At 57.2% G+C, this 20,751-nt stretch carries 18 protein-coding genes; 9 read left to right on the top strand and 9 right to left on the bottom strand.

Annotated features, from left to right (window positions below; genetic code table 11):
- Positions 1 to 6: 6 nt before the first annotated feature.
- Entirely contained in the window at positions 7 to 1,206 is a 1,200-nt protein-coding gene (gene mtnK / locus KAJ71_RS04455) for an S-methyl-5-thioribose kinase (RefSeq protein WP_248944576.1), read from the bottom strand.
- Positions 1,207 to 1,349: 143 nt separating this feature from the next.
- Between mtnK and mtnA the strand changes: the two genes are divergently transcribed.
- A complete protein-coding gene (gene mtnA / locus KAJ71_RS04450; RefSeq protein WP_248944575.1) occupies positions 1,350 to 2,378 on the top strand; it encodes an S-methyl-5-thioribose-1-phosphate isomerase in 1,029 nt (342 codons plus the stop codon).
- A gap of 33 nt (positions 2,379 to 2,411) precedes the next feature.
- Here mtnA and KAJ71_RS04445 read toward each other — a convergent pair whose 3' ends face one another.
- Genes KAJ71_RS04445 through KAJ71_RS04435 form a run of 3 tightly spaced genes read right to left on the bottom strand, consistent with a single transcriptional unit; the run spans position 2,412 to position 4,251 of the window.
- Positions 2,412 to 2,954: a 1,2-dihydroxy-3-keto-5-methylthiopentene dioxygenase gene (locus KAJ71_RS04445; RefSeq protein WP_248944574.1), complete on the bottom strand. Its 543-nt coding sequence runs from the start codon at positions 2,952 to 2,954 to the stop codon at positions 2,412 to 2,414.
- Positions 2,954 to 3,640: an acireductone synthase gene (gene mtnC, locus KAJ71_RS04440; RefSeq protein ID WP_248944573.1), complete on the bottom strand. Its 687-nt coding sequence runs from the start codon at positions 3,638 to 3,640 to the stop codon at positions 2,954 to 2,956. The genes KAJ71_RS04445 and mtnC overlap by 1 nt, the downstream gene beginning before the upstream one ends.
- Entirely contained in the window at positions 3,637 to 4,251 is a 615-nt protein-coding gene (locus KAJ71_RS04435) for a methylthioribulose 1-phosphate dehydratase (RefSeq protein WP_248944572.1), read from the bottom strand. Before KAJ71_RS04435 ends, mtnC begins: the two co-directional genes overlap by 4 nt.
- 163 nt (positions 4,252 to 4,414) lie before the next feature.
- Here KAJ71_RS04435 and KAJ71_RS04430 point away from each other — a divergent pair, with 163 nt between their 5' ends.
- Entirely contained in the window at positions 4,415 to 5,572 is a 1,158-nt protein-coding gene (locus KAJ71_RS04430; protein WP_248944571.1) for a pyridoxal phosphate-dependent aminotransferase, read from the top strand.
- On the top strand, positions 5,560 to 6,333 hold the full coding sequence (locus KAJ71_RS04425) for an amidohydrolase (protein ID WP_248944570.1): 774 nt from the start codon (positions 5,560 to 5,562) through the stop codon (positions 6,331 to 6,333). Before KAJ71_RS04430 ends, KAJ71_RS04425 begins: the two co-directional genes overlap by 13 nt.
- 21 nt (positions 6,334 to 6,354) lie before the next feature.
- Here KAJ71_RS04425 and hpxK read toward each other — a convergent pair whose 3' ends face one another.
- The 3 genes from hpxK to KAJ71_RS04410 all read right to left on the bottom strand — a co-directional run bounded on the left by hpxK (position 6,355) and on the right by KAJ71_RS04410 (position 9,878).
- Positions 6,355 to 7,605: an allantoate amidohydrolase gene (gene hpxK, locus KAJ71_RS04420; protein WP_248944569.1), complete on the bottom strand. Its 1,251-nt coding sequence runs from the start codon at positions 7,603 to 7,605 to the stop codon at positions 6,355 to 6,357.
- A complete protein-coding gene (locus tag KAJ71_RS04415) occupies positions 7,605 to 8,846 on the bottom strand; it encodes a (S)-ureidoglycine--glyoxylate transaminase (protein WP_248944568.1) in 1,242 nt (413 codons plus the stop codon). Before KAJ71_RS04415 ends, hpxK begins: the two co-directional genes overlap by 1 nt.
- Positions 8,847 to 9,038: 192 nt before the next feature.
- A complete protein-coding gene (locus KAJ71_RS04410) occupies positions 9,039 to 9,878 on the bottom strand; it encodes a MurR/RpiR family transcriptional regulator (RefSeq protein ID WP_248944567.1) in 840 nt (279 codons plus the stop codon).
- Positions 9,879 to 10,043: 165 nt separating this feature from the next.
- Between KAJ71_RS04410 and KAJ71_RS04405 the strand changes: the two genes are divergently transcribed.
- Complete coding sequence (locus KAJ71_RS04405) at positions 10,044 to 10,217, top strand: transcriptional regulator (RefSeq protein ID WP_174334233.1); 174 nt, start codon at positions 10,044 to 10,046, stop codon at positions 10,215 to 10,217.
- A gap of 199 nt (positions 10,218 to 10,416) precedes the next feature.
- On the opposite strand, the gene KAJ71_RS04400 is transcribed toward KAJ71_RS04405, so the two are convergent.
- Both KAJ71_RS04400 and KAJ71_RS04395 read right to left on the bottom strand, forming a co-directional pair.
- Complete coding sequence (locus tag KAJ71_RS04400; RefSeq protein ID WP_248944566.1) at positions 10,417 to 11,295, bottom strand: siderophore-interacting protein; 879 nt, start codon at positions 11,293 to 11,295, stop codon at positions 10,417 to 10,419.
- Position 11,296: 1 nt separating this feature from the next.
- Positions 11,297 to 12,523, bottom strand: a complete 1,227-nt coding sequence (locus KAJ71_RS04395; RefSeq protein ID WP_248944565.1) for an MFS transporter — start codon at positions 12,521 to 12,523, stop codon at positions 11,297 to 11,299.
- A 133-nt stretch (positions 12,524 to 12,656) separates the two neighbouring features.
- Between KAJ71_RS04395 and KAJ71_RS04390 the strand changes: the two genes are divergently transcribed.
- The 5 genes from KAJ71_RS04390 to KAJ71_RS04370 are packed head-to-tail and all read left to right on the top strand — an operon-like array spanning position 12,657 to position 20,619.
- Positions 12,657 to 14,387 carry an IucA/IucC family protein gene (locus KAJ71_RS04390; protein ID WP_248944564.1) on the top strand — a complete coding sequence of 577 codons (1,731 nt, stop codon included), beginning with the start codon at positions 12,657 to 12,659 and terminating at the stop codon, positions 14,385 to 14,387.
- Entirely contained in the window at positions 14,384 to 15,334 is a 951-nt protein-coding gene (locus tag KAJ71_RS04385) for a GNAT family N-acetyltransferase (RefSeq protein ID WP_248944563.1), read from the top strand. The genes KAJ71_RS04390 and KAJ71_RS04385 overlap by 4 nt, the downstream gene beginning before the upstream one ends.
- The gene (gene iucC, locus KAJ71_RS04380) at positions 15,331 to 17,079 is read left to right on the top strand and encodes an aerobactin synthase IucC (protein ID WP_248944562.1); all 1,749 of its coding nucleotides are present in this window, start codon (positions 15,331 to 15,333) and stop codon (positions 17,077 to 17,079) included. Before KAJ71_RS04385 ends, iucC begins: the two co-directional genes overlap by 4 nt.
- Positions 17,076 to 18,401: a lysine N(6)-hydroxylase/L-ornithine N(5)-oxygenase family protein gene (locus tag KAJ71_RS04375; RefSeq protein WP_248944561.1), complete on the top strand. Its 1,326-nt coding sequence runs from the start codon at positions 17,076 to 17,078 to the stop codon at positions 18,399 to 18,401. The genes iucC and KAJ71_RS04375 overlap by 4 nt, the downstream gene beginning before the upstream one ends.
- A gap of 22 nt (positions 18,402 to 18,423) precedes the next feature.
- Positions 18,424 to 20,619 (top strand): TonB-dependent siderophore receptor, encoded by a 2,196-nt coding sequence (locus KAJ71_RS04370; protein WP_248944560.1) that lies wholly within the window; start codon positions 18,424 to 18,426, stop codon positions 20,617 to 20,619.
- The last annotated feature ends 132 nt before the right edge of the window (positions 20,620 to 20,751 follow it).

The raw sequence follows: 20,751 nt of genomic DNA, 5'->3' as shown, positions 1-20,751 counted from the left end.
ACTTATTCAGCCATGTTGGCGAATACGCGCCAGCAAGGCATCGATATGGCCTATGTACGGCGCATTGACGATCAGCGCACGGCCTAGATTGAGCGCGCTGCGCTGACACTCGGCACGCATTTCCGGGTCGGTAATGCTGTCCAGATCGGCCACGTGCGCCAGCCCGATAGTACGGCGTATCAGCTCCGTACCGCAGTAACCCACCGCGTCTGTCCATACCTGTTGCAAGAACTGCTCGGCATAGCCCGGCAGCGCCAGCGTTGCGTCACGGCTATGTTGATGGCACAACGCCAGAAAGCGATCGGCAAAGATCAGCCACAGCTCACGCACATCCTGCAACCGCTGCTCACGCCCGGCCGCCGCATCACGCGGGCCAAACAGCCCAGGTAACCCACAATAGTTCAGCAGCAGATTGCCCAACGCAGTGCCAATGTCGAAGCCGATCGGCCCGTAGAAGCCAAACTCGGCGTCGATAGCCTTCAGCTTGCCTTCCGCGACAAAGATCGAACCGCTGTGAATATCACCATGCAGCAGCGCTTCGGCCTTGCTCAAGAAGCGATGTTTCAGCCCGGCCACCGCCAACTTCAGCGCCGCGTCATCACGCAGTGCCAACACCTGCGGCAACAGCACCTCGTCAAACTGATTACGTTCATGATGCTGATAGGGATCGCTAAAGAATAGATCTTCGGTGATCTGGCACAGTTCCGGGTTGCTGAAACGGCTGACTTCTGCCTTTTTCAGCTGTGCGGTCTGGTAAAAATCAGAGGTGTGGAACAGAGTTTGCGCCAGGTATTCCGCCAGTTGCCCGGCTGCCAGCGGATAGTAGCGCCCTTTCACCAGCTCGCTGCGCCAGATGTGATGGTCAGAGAGATCTTCCTGCACCATCACCGCCAGCTCAGGATCGTGATGTAGCACCTGCACCGTGTGGCGTGAGCATAGCGCCCCATGGATCAACAGCGTTTCCGCTTCGATACGCGCCCGATCCAGCGTCAACGGCCAGGATTCCCCCACGCAACGTACGTACGGCAGCGCCTGCTTGACGATCACCCGGCTGACGCCGTCAGCATCACGGATTTTAAAGACCAGGTTCAGATTGCCATCACCGATCTCATCGGCACTCACCAGCGCCTGTGGATCGGCCTGTTGCCCATATTGGCGCGCGTATTCAACGGCATCGGCAGCAGTAAACGTACGATATTGTGACATCCCCCAACCCCTCTGTTCTTTCCCATAGCGATGATTTTTTTATTTTTAGACGCAAAAGCGTTTAGACGTCTATACATCCGGATGTCATGTTGGCAGAATGGGTTCACAGATGCAATAAGAAACACACAAGGATTTAACCACTGATGCAAGCACTTAACACCACCAGCCTGAGCCTGCAAAACAACCGGCTCCAGATCCTTGACCAGCAAGCCTTGCCACAGGAAAAGTGCTGGCTGCCCTGCGACAGCGTGGACGAACTGGTTGGGCATATCCGTGCTCTACGAGTGCGTGGCGCACCGTTGATCGGGCTATCTGCCAGCCTGCTGCTCGCTCTGTTGGCCGAACGTGGTCTGTCGCAGGCTGAGCTAGAGCAGGCATTACAGACGCTACGCGCCTCACGCCCGACCGCGGTGAACCTGATGAACAATCTGGATCGTATGAAGCAGGCTTTGGCACAGCCGGATTGGGTGAGCGCGATGGCCGAGGAAGCGCTGCGCCTGGTCGAGGAAGATCGGACCCTGTGCGATCGCATCGCCGATAACGGGGCCGAGTGGGTGAAACCGGGTAGCCGCCTGCTCACCCATTGCAACACCGGGGGATTGGCGACGGCGGGCGTGGGTACGGCGATTGGCGTTCTGCTGCGTGCGCACCAGCAGGGTAAGATCGCCCAGGTTTGGGTCGATGAAACCCGTCCGTTGCTGCAAGGAGGCCGCCTCACCGCCTGGGAGCTGGGTGAGTTGGGTATTCCTTACCGCTTGATCTGCGATTCCATGGCCGCCAGCCTGATGGCTACGGGCCAGGTTGATGCCGTCTGGGTAGGCGCGGACCGCATTGCGGCCAACGGTGACGTGGCCAATAAAATCGGCACTTACAGCCTGGCGGTACTGGCTCATTATCACCATATTCCGTTTTACGTGGCCGCCCCACACACCACGCACGATCCTCATTGCCCGAACGGCACGGCCATTCCTATCGAACAGCGCGCGGCCGAAGAAGTCACCGGCGTCAGCGGCAGCTTTGGTTCCTGCCAGTGGGCACCGCTCAATGCGCCAACCTACAACCCGGCATTCGATGTGACTCCGGCAGCGTTAATCAGCGGCTGGGTGTTGGATAGCGGCGTCATTACTCCAGAGCAGGTTGCCGACGGCATTTTCCAGCGCGCATTGGCATGATGCTTCTCTCCCTGCGGGGAGAGAGCCATAAACTCAGGCTAACTTGGGATAGTCTTGGGCAATCTGGTCGCCGGTGAAATGGGCCACCCAACCTTCCGGATTATCAAATACGCGGATGGCGGTGAAGTTGGGGGCCGAGCCCATATCAAACCAGTGTCGGGTATTGGCCGGCACCGAGATCAGGTCGTTTTTCTCGCACAGGATTTGGAATATTTTACCTTCCAGATGCAGGCAAAACAGCCCCGCCCCTTCGACAAAGAAGCGCACCTCATCCTCACCATGAGTATGCTCGGCCAGGAATTTTTCCCGCAGTACTTCACGCTGGGCGTTGTCCGGACGCATGCTGATCACATCCCAGCTCTGGTAGCCCTTTTCCGCCACCAGCCGGTCGATCTCATGCTGATAGGCGGCAATCACCGCTGCGGGCTGCGGGCTCTCACCCAATTCATGATCGGCCTGCCAACGCTCAAAACGCACGCCAATCTGCGCCAACTGCTGCTGGATAGCCTGTGCATCCTGGCTCTGCCATAACGGCTGCTGCGGCTCTTTATCGCTAAAAATGGTCAATCCACTCATTAGATAAACTCCCCTAACTCGATGTGATCAAAACGCTTAACCTGCCGGTGCTGGCTTTGCGGATCGGCGGCGTCACGGATCAGTTGGCAAGTATGCCAACCCGCTTGCCGTGCCGCGTCCAGCTCCTGATGGATATCGGAAAGGAACAGCAGTTCAGCAGGCTCCAGGCCAATGGCTTGGGCGATATTGTGGTATGACGCGCTTTCACGCTTGGCCCCTACGTGCGTATCAAAGTAACCGCTGAACAGCGGTTGCAGATCGCCCGCGTCGCTGTAACCAAACAGCAGCTTTTGCGCCTCCACCGAGCCGGAAGAGTAGACGAACAGTTTCAACCCTTGCCGCTGCCAGGCGGCCAGCTGTTCGGCTACCTCGGGGTAGAGATGCCCCTGAAAATCGGCGTTTTGGTAGCCACTGCGCCAGATAATGCCCTGCAAGGCCTTCAACGCGGTCGATTTGCGATCTTCATCCATAAAGCGATAAAGGGTGGTAATAAGTTGCTCATTATCGGCATCCGGCTGCGCGATCTCTGCACGTAATGCCGCCAGCGGAGCCGCAACTTCGGCGTCGTTGGCATGGTTGCGGATAAACTCCCCCAGCCGCTCACGGGCATAGGGGAACAGCACCTGGTGCACAAAGCGGATATCGCTGGTGGTGCCTTCAATATCGGTGACAATGGCGCGGATCATTTAGCCTCCAGTAAACGGCGTTGCAGTTCGCACTGGAACAGGAACTCCAGCCCTTCAAGGTGGCGGCGCGCTTCCTCCACCTGTTTGCCCCAGCAATACAAGCCGTGGCCGCGCACCAGAAAACCGTACTGTAAGGGCGTTACCTCGGCAAATGCGGCCACACGCGCAGCCAGCGCCGGAATATCCTGGTCGTTATCAAAAATGGGGATGCTGACGCTGTCGAGGTGGCTCTTCTGGCCGCTAAGGGATTTCTGCATTTCATACCCTTGCAGCACCAGCGCCTCACTCTTCTCCACGCGTGAAAGCACGGTGGCATTGACCGAATGGGTATGCAGGATAGCACCGACGGTGGGATAGAGGCGGTAGATCAGCGTGTGCAGGCCGGTTTCCGCCGAAGGCGTACGGCCACTGGGAACATGATTGTTTGCCGTTTCCACCAGCAATAAATCCTGTTCACTCAGGCTACCCTTGTCTTTGCCGGATTCGGTCACCAGGCAGTGTTGGGTATCAAGGCGCAGCGACATATTGCCGCCGGTCGCCGGGCACCAGCCTTTCTCACCGATCCAGTGGCAGGCGGCCAATAGGGCAGATAATTGCGGGTTTTCTGTCATTCAGTCATGTTTCCTAGCAGGTAGCTTTTAGGCTTTGGCTGTTGATTGAATATGAACCATTTATCCTCTAAGAACGAGGATAGACGTCTAAACGTCTTGATTGCCAAAGACTAACACCGTGTTATATTGTTGGCAACATAAGCGCCAGGAGAAATAGCCTGATATGAGCACCGTACCTGTCCCAGCCAGCAAGTTACCCGACCTCGGCACCACCATCTTTACCCAGATGAGCGCCCTGGCGCAGCAGCATCAGGCGATCAACCTGTCGCAGGGCTTCCCGGATTTTGATGGCCCGGAGTATTTAAAACAGCGCCTGAGCTGGCACATCAGCCAGGGGGCAAACCAATACGCACCGATGACGGGCGCAGCGCCGCTGCGTGAGGCCATTGCGGAAAAAACCGCTCAACGCTATGGCTGGCAGCCCGATGCCAATAGTGAAGTGACCGTTACTGCGGGGGCGACCGAAGCGTTGTTCGCCGCGATCAGCGCCCTGGTACGCTCCGGCGATGAAGTGATTTGCTTCGACCCCAGCTACGACAGCTATGCCCCGGCGGTACAGCTTTCCGGCGGCGTTCTGAAACGCATTGCCCTGCAACCACCCGCCTTCAAGGTGGATTGGCAACGGTTTGCCGAACAGCTTTCACCGCGCACGCGGCTGATCATCCTTAATACTCCACAGAACCCCTCCGCCACGGCCTGGTCGGCAGAGGATATGCAGCAGCTATGGGCCGCCATCGCCGATCGGGAAATCTATATCCTGAGCGATGAGGTTTACGAACATATCTGCTTTGCCAAAGGGGGGCACGCCAGCGTGCTGGCCCATCCGCAACTGCGTCAGCGGGCGATTGCCGTTTCCTCGTTTGGCAAAACCTTCCATATGACCGGCTGGAAAGTGGGTTACTGCGTAGCCCCGGCAGCGTTAAGCGCCGAGGTGCGCAAGGTTCACCAGTATCTGACGTTCTCGGTCAACACCCCGGCCCAACTGGCCTTGGCCGATATGCTGCGCAACGAGCCGGAACACTGGCAGCAGCTACCCGCGTTCTACCGTGCCAAACGCGATCGCTTTGTGCAGGCGTTAGCTAACAGCAGGCTGGAAATCCTTCCCTGTGAAGGCACCTATTTCTTACTGGCCGATTACAGCGCCATTTCCGATCTGGATGACGTCGCCTTCTGCCATTGGTTAACCGAGCATGCAGGCGTGGCGGCGATCCCGCTGTCCGTCTTCTGCGCCGATCCTTTCCCCCATAAACTGATCCGGCTGTGCTTCGCGAAGCAAGATGCCACGCTGGATGCCGCTGCGGAGCGCCTATGTCGACTCTAAAAATTACCCTGTTGCAGCAACCGTTGGTCTGGCGCCAAGGTGAGGCCAACCTGCGCCAGTTCGATGCCTTGCTGCCCTCGATTACCGGCCGCGATCTGATTGTGCTGCCGGAAATGTTTACTACCGGCTTTGCTATGGATGCTGGCGAAAGTGCCCTGCCAGAACAGCAGGTGATCGATTGGTTACATACCTGGGCGGTGAAAACCAACGCCTTGGTGGGCGGCAGCGTGGCGCTGAAAACTGCCGATGGGGCCGTTAACCGTTTCCTGCTGGTGGAGCCCGGTGGCAAGGTGCATGGTTATGATAAGCGCCATCTGTTCCGTATGGCCGGTGAACACCAGCATTATCAGGCTGGGAAACAGCGCACCATTTTCGAATGGCGTGGCTGGCGTATCCTGCCGCAGATCTGCTATGACCTGCGCTTCCCGGTGTGGTCACGCTATCAGCAGGATTACGATCTGGCCCTGTACGTGGCCAACTGGCCAGCTGCGCGCAGCATGCACTGGCAAACGCTGCTAGCGGCGCGAGCGATTGAAAACCAGATTTACGTGGCGGGTTGCAACCGTGTGGGCGAGGACGGTAACGGCCTGAATTACAGCGGTGATAGCCTGATCATCAGCCCGCAAGGGGAACGGTTGGCCAGCGCAGAACCGGGCTTGGCGGCGAGGCTGGATGCCGAGCTTTCGCTGGAAACGCTGCAAACCTACCGCACCGCCTTCCCTGCCTGGCGTGATGCAGATAGCTTTTTGCTGCACGATTGAAGCGATGTGACAGATTAATAATCAATCTGTTATATCCACGGCACGGCAGTAAGCCTGGATCGCCAACGCCACATCGTACGCCGTGATGGCCTCATCGGGATGATGGCTGATGCCGCCTTCGCAACGGACAAACAGCATCCCCACCGGCCAACGGGCAGCGATAGCAATCGCATCATGCCCCGCACCGCTAGGCAGCATTAGGCAGTTCCCTTGTACCTGCATCACAGCTTCATGCCAGCGCTGTTGCAGTTGCGGGTCACAAGGGGTAGCCGGTATGCGGTAGAACTCCTCGCTGTCGAAGCCGACCCCGCGACGCGCGCCAATGCTCTGCGCCTGTGCCAATAACTCAGCTAGCAACGCGTCTAGCGGCTCATCTTGCGGGCCACGAACGTCGAGGGATAACCTGACCTGTCCAGGGATCACATTCACTGCCCCCGGTAAACTTTCGATCTGACCCACCGTGGCGACCAGATTCGGAGCACGCTCCACAGTAAACCGTTCAACCGCGACCATCCATTCGGCGGCAGCAGCCAGCGCATCCCGGCGCTGCAACATCGGTACGGTTCCCGCATGGCCAGCGTGTCCGGTAAAGGTACAGTTGAGGCGGCGGGCACCGTTAATCGCCGTGACCACCCCCAGCGCCAGATCGGCGGCTTCAAGACAAGGCCCCTGCTCAATATGCAGTTCGAGATAGGCGCAGATCGAGTCTTGTGCACGCTCGGCAGAACTCACTGCCGCAGGATCAAGCCCCACGTCACGCATGGCCTCTGCCACGCTGATGCCCTCAGCATCGGTACATGCTAGCCAATCTTCAGCCCACTGCCCGGTGATCCCTTTACTGCCGAGCAAGGTAATGCCAAAACGCGTGCCTTCTTCGTCAGCAAAACCGATCACCTCGATCGCCTGCGGTAAACGCCGATCACAGCTATGCAACATTGCGACAACTTCGAGCGCAGTCAAGACACCCAGCATGCCATCATAACGCCCCGCGTTGCGCACCGTATCGAGATGAGAGCCAAGCAGCAGCGCCGGGGCCGCCGGTTGCAGCCCTTCGTAACGCCCGCAGATATTGCCCACGCCGTCTTGCCAGACCGCCATCCCCAGCTCGCGCATCCAGTTCCCTACCAGCCGGTTGGCGCTCAGATGTTCTGGGGAGAGGTAAACCCGCGTCAGTTGGCCAGGCGTGCTGCTGATTGCCGCCAGTTCGTCACAACGAGCCATCACTCTGGCTGCGGCTCGTTCCGCTTCCAGAGGGGTCAGCAGCGTTGCCATCAGTTCTGCTCGGCGTCGTAAATGTTCCACGCTGCCTGCATAGCTTCCCCGTGGGGGCTAACAAAACCGAGACGGTTGAGTACCGCTTCCAGCGCAGCCAACGTTTGCAGTACGCAGTCTTTACGCGCGTTATACCCCATGGTGCCAATGCGCCAGATCTTGCCCTGCAACGGGCCAAACGAGGTGCCGATTTCGATGGCGAAGTCATTGAGCATCATCTGACGTACCTGCTCGCCATGGATGCCCTGCGGGATCACCACGCCCAGCACGTTATTCATCTTGTTGGCGATATCGCCAAAGACCTCCAACCCCATCCCCTGGATCCCGGCCAACATCGCCGCGCCGTTCAATTTATGGCGAGCAATAGTGTTATCCAACCCTTCTTCCAGGATCACCCGAGCGCATTCACGCGCGGCAAACAACATGCTGGTGGCTTCCGTATGGTGGTTCAGGCGCTCTGGCCCCCAATAATCCATGATCATGCCGAGATCGAAATAGTTGGAGTAGATCATCTCGTCATCACCGTCTGTGTGATCGACGGTACGGATCCCCTCTTCAACACACTTACGACGGCGCACGATCTCTTCAAACTGCGGGCTAAGAGTGATTGGAGAGCTACCGGAAGGGCCACCGAGGCATTTTTGCAGCCCTGCGGACACCGCATCCAAACCCCAGGCATCGGTTTCCAACTCGTTACCGGCGAACGAGGCGGTGGCATCGGTATAGAACAGGACGCCGTGGCGGCGGCAGATATCCCCCAATTCCGCCAGCGGTTGCAGCATGGTGGTGGAAGTATCGCCTTGCACCGTCAGCAATAGGCGGGGCCGTACTTTCTTGATCGCATCCTCGATCCGATCGGCGCTGAATACCTCACCCCAAGGCGCTTCGATGGTGTGCACTTCAGCACGGCAACGGCGGGCAATTTCACACAACAGATGGCCAAAACGACCAAATACCGGCACCAGCACTTTATCCCCGGGGCGAATGGCAGAGACCAGCATCGCCTCGATACCGGCACGAGAAGTCCCGTCTATCAGCATCGTCCAACGGTTCTGCGTGCGGAACAGGGCGCGATACAGCTCCATCACCTGATTCATATAGTCGGTCATGGCCGGATCGTATTGGCCAATCAGTTGGCTGGACATGGCACGCAGCACGCGCGGATCGGCATTGATCGGCCCAGGGCCCATCAGCAGGCGGTGCGGAGGATTGATTTGATCGAATGGGTTGATAGCTAGCATGTTCATTCCTTGTCAACTTAATAACTTAGCCTGGAGATTGCTACGTCTGCGACCGGCCGGATTTTTGATATTGCTAGATTATCGCCAAGCGAGAGAGGATGAAACAAAAGATTCTTAAATTATCTACCTGCAACTAAAGAATCAATCGAGAGCAACATGCCGCGCTCGATTAGCCGCCGGATAACCAATGCCTCAACGCTGCTCCAACTCCTCCAGATCGCTGAACAGATTGGCGACCTGACGAATACGGTGCCGCCCTTGCGACAACCTGTCATGCAGCAATGCATTGCTCAGCAGACTCGCCAGGCTCATGGCGCTGGAGTAGCTATCAAACGCCGAGACGCTATCGAGCGGCGTCAGCAAATGCCAGTTAGCCAACGGGAGCAATGCCTGAGCCTGCGGTTCACAAATCAATAACGTCGGCACCTGCCGGATCTGCAACTGTTGCAATACTTCTTGCACCAAGCGTGGACGGCGGCGAAATGCCACTATCACCACCATGTCCTGCGGCCCCAGATCCACCAGGTCTTCGGCCAAAGTTTGGCCCGGCTGCGGTATTAACAAAACCTGCTCACGCACCTGCATCAGTTGCTGGCGCAAATGCATCGCGACGGGATAGCTGTTGCGCATCCCCAACAGCACCAGCCGCCGGGATTGCCCCATGGCCGCGATCACCGCACCAAACTGTGCTGCATCAATCTGCTGCACCCAGTGCGTCAGGTTGGCCATTTCCTGCTGGTAATGACGGGCCAGCAAGGTGTTGCCCTGTACCGCGTCACGGCTGTCGGTCAGTGGCATACCGCTTTGGCGTAGGGTGCGCAACTCATCACGCATTGCGCGATAGCTGGCATAGCCCAGGCGCTTGAACAAACGGCTGACCGTGGCCTTGGACACTCCGCTCAGGCGTGCCAACTCGGTGCTGTTATAGCTAATCAGGTCGTCAAAGTGATCGAAGATAAAGTCGGCCACCCGCTGCTCTTGAGGGGCCAATTGCGGATATTCGCTGCGCAGGCGCTCATCAATCTGTTTCATCGCTACTCCCGCTGTAACTTTTGTTTCAGCGGAACATAGCACAGCAGCCAAAGCGGCCGCCAGAGTTGAAATTTGAACGGCTATGCATGCTCAAAAACCAGACAACAACTGTTTGAGCGATTTATTGTAGGGAATGAATTTGCCTCTCACGACTTAGGACGACTTATGGCGATGATAACCCCGATCAAAGTTGATGATGACCCCAGACAACGCTTGCATTTGGATCTGTTACAAGCATGGGAAACCTACCAAACCGAAGGTAACTTTCTGACAATTGAAGAAGCTGATTACTGGCTGGCTAAATTGGAGAATGGTGAGGACACAGAGATCCCGCTTTGATGGCATAGGCTATAAGATAACGGTGTTTAAACCGCGACACATTAAGCCTGAAGCAGGTGGGAGTTATGCAGGTTAACCGACCGTTGAGCGCATGGATGCGCGATTCGAGCCCCCAGGGACGGGTTCACGGCGTGTCGGTGATCTGCATGACTTCCACCTGTAGCGCTATTAGACACAGCAATTTAGTAAGCTCAGAAACTTAACACCAGTACGCCATAAAGTTCACCGTGGAACGGTCCAGATCGCGTTCGCCAATCAGGTAACGGCGCAACGTTTTTACCACCGAAGACTCCGCCGCCACCCAGGCATAAAAGGTCTTAGCCCCTTCGGCACGCTCCCACAGCAAATCCCCACCCAGGCTGTTTTCTGCCATCGACTGCGCTTCGGCCCGTGCCGAGGCAGGAATGTTAACCCGCTGACGTACCGCCTCCACCAGCAGCGTGCCATGCAACTGCTGTTGCCCAACGTCACGTGGCAGCCAGTAAACCTCGGCAAATGGGAAGTGCGCCATATCGAGGCAGTCCCCCGCTACCGGTACTTCAAAGAAAGCCTGCACACTCGGCGGGTTAACCTGCTGCGCCAACTGTTCGAGGATACCCATCGCCGCTGGCAGTGCCGTTTCATCGGCGATCAGCAGCGCCTGCCGGGTTTGCGCTGGAGGGGCCCACTCATAGCCGCCGCTATCCTCAGCAAAATCGGCATTCGGTGCTACAGCCTGAAGTTTATCTCCCGCAACAGCATACGTTGCCCAGGCAGAGGCCGGGCCATTGATGCCGTGGAGCACAAACTCCACGTCCATTTCATTCTCAGCGGCGCGCAACGCCCGCAAGGTGTAGGTGCGCATCACGGGCCGTTGCTCTTTCGGTATCGCCATGTAGTTACGATACCAATCGTCGCAATTCTCCAGAGGCTGGTTCTGCCCTTCCGCTACCGGGAACAGCAACTTGATCCGCTGATCCGGAGCTTCCAACTTCATGCGCTGTACCTCTGGGCCGGTAAATACACAGCGCAGCAGCGAGGGGGAAACATTTTCCTTGTGCTTCAAGGTAAGATCAAAGATGCGATAGCTTGCGGACATATCACTGACTCTCCCGCGCAATGTCAGCCATTCGATGCTGGCACCATAGCCAGCTGCTAATGCCGCCCAGCAGGACGGCGGCTACCAGTGCCGCCGCAACCAACTGCGACTCACCGTAAAATTTGCTCACCACCGGCACCATTAGCGCGCTCGCACCGTAGCCCAGCGTGTGACTGGTGGCAATCGCTCCAGCCCCTTTGCCAGTAGATAATTTATCGTTCAACATCAGTTGATAGCCCGGTGTCGCCATCGCAGCCCCAAACGAAGCCAAAGCACAGCCGAGATAAAACAGCGCCAGCGGAGCGGTACACATCAGCCCCAAGCCAGCGATCATCAACAAAGCGGCAACCATCAATAGCTGCGGCGGAGTAAGACGTTGTGGCCGCACCACCAAAAACTGTGCCAACAGCGTGCAACCTGCCGCCACGCTGAGCAATACCGCCACATGGTGGCTAACGGTCGTCGCCGAATGGCTGAACAACTGCTGCAAATGCGGAGCCAAGCCCAACTGCATCAGACTGACGCAGCCCGCCAGCAATAACGCACACAATAAATAAGGCATCATCGTCAGCCGCAGGCGGTTTTGCTGATGCGCCACCGCAGGCAACGGCGGGTCGTTATGCTGGTGGCAGATCACCAGTAACGCGATCAACGGCGCAATCGCCATCAGCCACAGCGGAGCCATCGGATGCAAAGACAGCGCCACGGCCGCACACAGCGGACCAAGCAACCGGCCGCAGCTCAGGCCGGAACTGATAGTGGCTAACGCGGCCATACGTTGTTCATACCCAGCGCGTTGCAGCGCCCAAGTCTGGCTGGCGGGCACCATGCCCGATACTGTCAGGCCGTAGATAATGCGCGCCACGATCAATCCACCCAGCCCAGCCATTTCAGGCAACCAGCCAGCAGCCAGCCCCCACACGGCCAAGGCCAATAACGCAAAGCTGAGCAGGTAACCCGCCAGTGCCATAACCACCACGTATTTACAGCCGCGAATTTCTGCCTGCCGCCCCCACCAGGGAGAGCCAACCAGAAACAGCATCGACCCTAGCGTTAGCAACCCTGCCCACACCGACAGCGAGAGCTGAGTCAGGCTGACCAACACGGGTAATGCGACCAGCAAGCCATTTTGCCCAATGCCCAATAGCCCGGCACAAAATGCCAGCGGCCAGTTTGAAGGAGAATTATTACCAATTGCAACGATTTTTGAACCGGAAAATAGGCGCATTAAGTAAAATAACCGTTAAAAAAATGATGTTTTTATGTGTAATTAATCAAAAAATTGTATCACACGGTGATTGATAATAATAAGAACTATTGATATAAGAATCATTCTCAATCGCTCCAGAGTGACAAGGGTCATGACCATCCAGTTAGCAAGCGCAGCAACCGATGTGGCTGCGCAATGTTTCCTCAACGCGCTAATGCGTGAAACCCGGGACTGGCACATCGTGCCGGCAACCCATAGCCAACAACCTCAGCTACATCTCCCACTTTCGGATAGCCAGTCCATTCGCATTCCATTACGGCATATCTCGCCAACCCAACATCATCAATATCAGTTCCCCGCCTGCCTGAATGGCAACGGTGAAGCGCTGAGTTTTGAGCGGTTGGTTACGTTGTTGCTGGCCAAACCGGCGATAAAAGGCCAACTGAGTGAGGAAGTTTTGGCTCGCTTTCGCCAGCGAGTGCTGGAAAGTCATGACAATACCCAACAGGCGATCGCCATCCGGCTGGACTGGCCAAAGCTACGTGACCAGCCGCTGAATTTTGCCCAGGCAGAACAAGGGTTGTTAGCTGGCCATGCCTTCCACCCGGCACCGAAATCCCATGAGCCTTTCGATCGTCAGCAGGCACAGCGCTACCTGCCTGATTTTGCTGGCAGCTTCCCCCTGCGCTGGTTTGCGGTAGATAAACACCACCTGTGTGGTGACAGCCTGGAACTGACGTTACAACAGCGCCTGCAACGCTTCGCCGCAGAAAGCGCACCGCAGCTACTAGGCCATTTTACCGATGACGTCTGGCTGCTGCCGATGCATCCATGGCAGGCCGATTATCTGCTGGCACAAAGCTGGTGCCGCGAGTTGGTCGAGCAGCACAAGCTGAGCGATCTGGGTGAGGCGGGTGAACGTTGGCTGCCAACCAGCTCTTCACGTTCGCTGTACCAGGCGGGCAGCCGCGACATGATCAAGTTTTCCCTCAGCGTACGGCTAACCAACTCGGTGCGTACCCTGTCGGTCAAAGAAGTGAAGCGCGGTATGCGTCTGGCACGACTGGCGCAGACCTCCCGCTGGCAGGAACTGCAAGCTCGTTACCCAACGATGCGCGTGATGCAAGAAGATGGTTGGGCCGGGTTACGTTCCGCAGACGGCATGATCCAGGAAGAAAGCCTGATGGCGCTGCGCGATAACCTGCTGTTCGGTCAGGCGCAGAACCAAACCAACGTATTGGTCACCTTGACACAAGCAGCACCAGACGGTGGTGATAGCCTATTAGCCGCAGCAGTGCGTCGCCTGGCTGCCCGCCTGAACTTGCCGTTGCAACAAGCAGCCCATTGCTGGCTGGACGCTTACTGCCAGCAGGTGCTGCTACCGCTGTTCAGCGCCGAAGCCGACTACGGCCTGGTGTTGCTGGCCCATCAACAAAACATTCTAGTGGAAATGCAGCAAGACTTGCCGGTAGGCATGCTGTACCGCGATTGTCAGGGCAGCGGCTTTACCCGCGATGCCACGCCTTGGTTGGATGAAATCGGCGAAGCCGAAGCGGAAAACCGCTTTAGCGAGCAGCAACTGTTGCGCTACTTCCCTTACTATCTGCTGGTGAATTCTACGTTGGCCGTGACCGCCGCGATGGCGGCAGCAGGGTTCGACAGTGAAGAGAGCTTGATGCGACGAGTACGGGATGCGTTAACCACGCTGCGTAACACGGCGAAAAATACCCGCTGCCTGGACTATGTGCTCGACAGCCCACATTGGAACTGCAAGGGCAACTTCTTCTGCTATCTGCACGATCACAATGAGAACACCATTGTCGATCCGGCGGTGATTTACTTTGATTTCACCAATCCGCTGCGCGTGGAGGCCGCTCAATGATGCCCGTCGCCAAGATTGTTCACGCCACCAGCGGATTCCGCTGCGAACAGCTGGGGAAAAACCTGTCCCTTAGCCTGGGATTAGACGGCAGCGCTGCGTTGCATTATCCAGGCTCACTGCCAGCAGGCTGGTTGATCCAGGCATTGGATCAGTTGCTGATCGCGGCTCCACAGCTGAGCGGCATTGCCCTGCCCTATGCCGAATGGCGTGAGGAGCCACAGGCTCTGGCACTGTTCACCCAGGCCAGCGGTGATTACCTGGCCCGTGAAACCTTCTACCAACTGCCGCTGTGGCTGATCGCCGAACGCCAAACCGCTGGCGGCCAGATGCAATACGATGCCGAGCGAGAGCTGTGGTTCCCACAACGCCCTGCCCGACCCAGTGGCGAGGTGTATCGCCGCTTCGATCCGCAAATCAAACGTAGCTTGAGTTTCCGTTTGCCTGAAGTCGAGCGCGACGCCGAGCAGTTCACCCGTTGGATGAATTCCCCCCGTGTTGACGCCTTCTGGGAAATGAGCGGGTCGCTCGAAGTGCAAGCCGCCTATTTACAGCGCCAGCTTGATTCCAGCTATTGCTACCCGCTGCTGGGCTGCTTTGACGACCAACCCTTTGGCTATTTCGAAGTTTACTGGGCGCCAGAAGATCGCATTGGCCGCCACTATCGCTGGCAGCCGTTCGATCGCGGCCTGCACATGCTGGTCGGCGAGGAGGACTGGCGTGGCGCGCAGTACATCCGCAGTTGGCTACGTGGCCTGACCCACTATTTATACCTGGATGAACCTCGCACCACTCGCGTCGTGGCCGAGCCACGCGCAGACAATCAGCGGCTTTTCCGCCATCTGCCCACCGCTGGCTACCAAACGCTGAAAGAGTTTGATTTCCCCCATAAACGCTCACGGCTGATCATGAACCAGCGTGATGACTTCTTCCGCGAGGGACAGGTATGAGCCGCCACGATTACGCCAATTGGCAACGCGTTAACCTGCAGATGATCGCCAAGATCCTGGCGGAACTGGAGTATGAGCGCACTTTGCAGGCCGAAGAATACGGCGACCAATGGCAGATTGCCCTAGGTGATGCGACCTACCGCTTCAGCGCCAAACGCGGGATCTGGGGTTGGTTGCACATCGACGCCAACAGCCTGTGCTGTGATCGCCTGCCGCTGGCCGCCGATCAGACGCTGCGGCAACTGGCGCAGGTGCTGAAGATGGACGATGCGCAGATCGCCGAACATTTGGAAGATCTGTACGCCACGCTACGCGGTGACATGCAGCTACTCACCGCTCGCCACGGGATGAGCGCCAACGATCTGATTGCGCTGGATGCCGACGCGCTGCAATGCCTGTTGGCAGGCCACCCGAAGTTCGTCTTCAACAAGGGGCGTCGTGGCTGGGGGCTGACGGCGCTGCAACAGTATGCGCCAGAATATCAGGGCCAGTTCCAACTGCACTGGGTGGCCGCCAAACGTGGCAGCTTTGTCTGGTGCATTGACGAGGACTTCCCGCTAGAAAGCCTGCTCAACAGCGCGATGGACAGCAGCGAACGCCAGCGCTTTGACCGCCGTTGGCGCGAATTACAGCTGAACAACGACTGGCTGCCAGTGCCGTTACATCCATGGCAATGGCAGCAAAAAATTGCGCTGCATTTCCTGCCACAACTGGCCAGCGGTGAATTGGTTGAGCTGGGCGAGTTTGGCGATCGCTATCTGGCTCAGCAGTCCCTGCGCACTTTGACCAATACCAGCCGCCGGGTGCCCTTCGATATCAAGCTGCCGTTGACCATTTACAACACCTCCTGCTATCGCGGTATTCCGGGCAAGTACATCAGCGCCGGGCCTGCGGCTTCACGCTGGTTACAGCAGATTTTCGCCAGCGACAGCACCTTGCAGGCCAGCGGTGCCCAGATCCTGGGTGAACCGGCTGCGGGCTACCTGGCCCACTCAACCTACGGCGCACTGCCCAAGGCCCCTTACCGTTATCAGGAAATGCTCGGGGTGATCTGGCGTGAAAACCCCTCCTGTTATCTGCAACCGGGCGAGCAGGCGATCCTGATGGCAACGCTGATGGAAACGGACCATCAGGGTGAGCCGCTGATCGCCGCCTATATCGCCCGTTCCGGCCTGAGCGCAGAGGCCTGGCTGGCGCAGATGTTCCAGGCGGTGGTGCTGCCGATGTACCACCTGATGTGCTGCTACGGGGTGGCGCTGATCGCCCACGGCCAGAACATCACATTAGTGATGAAAAACCATGTGCCACAGCGGGTGCTGCTAAAAGATTTCCAGGGCGATATGCGCCTGGTAGATCAGGACTTCCCACAGGCCGCTTCACTGCCGCAGGTGGTGAAGGACGTGACGGTGCGCCTGCCTGCCGACTATCTGATCCATGATCTGCAAACCGGGCATTTCGTCACCGTGCTGCGCTTCATTTCGCCACTGATGAGCGGCTGCGGCATAAGCGAACCGCGTTTCTATCAAGTGCTGGCACAGGTGCTGGAGCGCTATATGGCGCAGCATCCGCAGTTGGCCGACCGCTTTGCCCTGTTCGACCTTTTCAAGCCACAGATTATTCGCGTGGTACTCAACCCGGTGAAACTCACCTATTCAGAGCAGGATGGCGGCAGCCGCATGTTGCCGAACTATCTGCAAGATCTGGATAACCCTCTTTATTTGGTCTCCAAGGAGTTTGCCCAATGAATCAGCCTCTGGATTTCATCGGCATCGGCGTCGGCCCATTCAATCTGAGCATTGCCGCACTCGGCAGTGAGGTTACCGGTTTTAACAGCAAGTTCTTCGAACGTAAACCGCACTTCTCCTGGCACCCGGGCATGATGGTGCCGGACTGCCATATGCAAACCAGTTTCCTCAAGGATCTGGTCAGTGCGGTTTCGCCGACCAACCCGTACAGCTTTCTCAACTACCTGGTGAAAAGGAAGAAGTTCTACCGCTTCCTGACCACCGAACAACGCACTGTCTCCCGCGAAGAGTTCGCCGACTATCTCGACTGGGCGGCTAACGGGCTGGAGACGCTTGAGTTCAGTCAAGACATCCGCAGCGTGGATTTTGACGACCAGCAACGCCAATTTGTTGTCACCACCCAGCGTGATGTCTACCGTGCTCGCCATATCTGCTTAGGGATAGGCAAACGCCCCAAGCTGCCGGACTGCGTCAGCGAGCAGAACGATCGCTGCTTCCATGCCAGCGAAATGAGCCTGCGTAACCCAGATCTTAGCGACAAACGCGTCACCGTGATCGGCGGCGGCCAAAGCGGTGCCGATCTGTTTTTGAACATTTTCCGCGCCGAGTGGGGCCAGCCCAAGCAGTTGAACTGGATCTCACGCCGCAACAATTACAACGCGCTGGACGAAGCCGCCTTCGCCAATGAGTACTTCACGCCGGAATACGTAGAAAGCTTCTACACCCTGAGCGACAGTGCCAAACAGCGCATGCTGACCGAGCAGAAAATGACGTCGGACGGCATCACCAGCGGATCGCTGCTGGCGATCTACCAAGCGATGTATCACCGCTTTGAAGTGTTACGTGAAAAGCCTTGGGCCCACCTGCTGCCTAGCCGCTCATTGGCTGCGATGCACGCATCCGGCAATGGCTATCAGCTGGTCACCCATCACCACCTCGATCAGGGCAAGGAAACCTTCGACTGCGACGTGGTGATCTTCGCCACCGGCTATCAGCAAGACCGCCCGGCGTTTCTCGCACCGCTAGCCAATCGCCTGCTGACCACGGCGAACGATGAATATCGTATCACCCCAGATTTCACCCTGGAATGGCAGGGCCCGAGCGAAAACTGTCTGTTTGCCGTCAACGCCGGCATGCACAGTCATGGTATTGCCGAACCCCAGCTCAGCCTGATGGCCTGGCGTTCGGCCCGTATTCTCAACCGGGCATTAGGACGCGACCAATTCGACTTAACGTCCACCCCGGCGGTGATCCAATGGCGTAGCCAGCAGGCAGCGGTAACCGCCCAAGCTGCACACGACGCCATCTTTAACTTTAACTAACCATGGAAACGTTTGAACAACAATGAAACGCAGACACCTCTGGGTACTAAACCCTTGCCTGTTAGCCATGCTCGCACCAACGGCCTGGGCAGAAGAACAAAAAAATGATGACCAACTGGTGGTTTCCGCCAGCCGCTCTCACCGCAGCGTAGCGGAAATGGCACAGACCACCTGGGTGATCGAAGGCCAGGAAATTGAGCAACAGGTGCAGGGCGGTAAAGAGATCAAGGATGTGCTGTCGCAGTTGATCCCGGGCATGGACGTCAGTAGCCAGGGCCGTACCAACTACGGTATGAACCTGCGCGGCCGCTCGATGATGGTGATGATCGATGGCGTGCGCCTGAACTCATCGCGCAGCGACAGCCGCCAGCTCGATTCGATCGATCCGTTCAACATCGCCCATATTGAGGTGATTTCAGGCGCTACTTCGCTGTACGGCGGCGGTAGCACCGGTGGCCTAGTCAACATCGTGACCAAGAAAGGCCAGGAAGAGAAACAGGTGGAGCTGCAGCTTGGCGGTAAAACCGGCTTCAACAGCAGCAGCGATCACGATGAAAACGTGTCGGCGGCCGTCAGCGGCGGCACCGATAAGGCCTCCGGGCGGCTGTCGGTTTCGTATCAGCGTTACGGCGGTTGGTATGACGGCAAAGGCGACGAGGTACTGATCGACAACACCCAAACCGGCCTGCAATATTCCGATCGTATCGACCTGATGGGCACCGGCACCATCAATATCGACGATCATCAGCAGTTGCAGCTGACCACGCAATATTTCAACAGCGAGTCAGACGGTAAGCACGGCCTGTATCTGGGGCAAAACTTCTCGGCGGTGACCGGTAACGGGCAGGCCTACAACAGCGGTAATCTGGATTCGGATCGCATTCCAGGCACCGAACGCCATCTGATCAACCTGCAATACTCCAACACCGACTTCTGGGGCCAGGATCTGGTGGCGCAGGTTTATTATCGTGATGAATCGCTGACCTTCTATCCGTTCCCAACCCTGAGCGGCGGCAAGGTAACCAGCATCGGCGCTTCACAACAGAAAACCGATTTCTACGGTGGCAAACTGACCCTGAACAGCAAGCCGATCGATAGCCTGACGCTGACCTACGGCTTCGATGCCGATCATGAAAGCTTCAATGCCAACCAGCAGTTCTTCAATCTGGCACTGGCCCAGCAGTCCGGCGGGATGACGTTGCAAAATGCCTACAACGTCGGCCGTTACCCGAGCTATACCACCACCAACCTGGCGCCGTTCATGCAGGCCAGCTACGACATCGACCCGATGTTCACCCTGAGCGGCGGCGTGCGCTACCAGTACACCGAGAACAAGGTGGATGATTTCGTTGGCTACGCACAGCAGCAAGGGATCGCCAACGGACTGGCGACCTCTGCCGATGCCGTGCCGGGCGGTAAAACCGACTACAACAACGCGCTGTTCAACGCCGGTTTACTGGCTCATCTGACAGAACGCCAACAGACCTGGTTCAACTTCTCGCAAGGGTTTGAGATCCCGGATCTGGCCAAGTATTACGGTTCCGGCACCTATAAGCTGGTGAACGGCCACTATCAGCTGCAAAAAAGCGTCAACGTCAATGACTCCAAGCTGGACGGCATCAAGGTTGACTCCTATGAGCTAGGTTGGCGCTACAACGGCGACAACCTGCGCACCCAGGTTGCAGCCTACTATTCCCTGTCAGACAAGACCATCACCATTAACAAGACCGATATGACCATCAACATGAACTCTGACAAACGTCGAATTTATGGCATGGAAGGCGCGGTGGACTACTTCTTCGACGACAGCGAATGGAGCACCGGAGCCACCTTTAACCTGATCAAGTCGGAAACCAAGACCGATGGCAAATGGGAGAAGTTGACCGTCGACACCGCCAGCCCATCGAAAGCCACCGCCTACGTCAACTGGGCACCGGGTGACTGGACGGTGCGCGTGCAGTCGCAGCAGACCTTCGACGTTTCCGACAGCCAGGGCCGCAAGCTCGACGGCTATAACACCATTGACGTCCTCAGCAGCTATGCCCTGCCGGTGGGCAAGGTCAGTTTCAGCGTAGAGAACCTGTTGGACAAAGACTACACCACCGTGTGGGGCCAACGTGCGCCAATCCTGTATAGCCCAACCTACGGCGCGCCTGAGTTGTACAGCTATAAAGGCCGTGGCCGCACCTTTGGTTTGAACTACTCGGTGCTGTTCTGATACATCTGTGATATCTATCACCAGGCCGAATTCATCTATTCGGCCTGCTTCTCATCTACACAGAGAACTTATGCCCCGCCAATACTAAAAAGATAACCCAAACAATATATACATATTGAATATCTATTTATA

It is taken from the genome of Serratia silvae (assembly GCF_023282985.1).
GTDB classification, from domain to species: Bacteria; Pseudomonadota; Gammaproteobacteria; order Enterobacterales; family Enterobacteriaceae; genus Chania; species Chania silvae.
The sequence above is the reverse complement of the archived record's forward strand: the minus strand, read 5'-3'. Positions and strand labels throughout refer to the sequence as shown.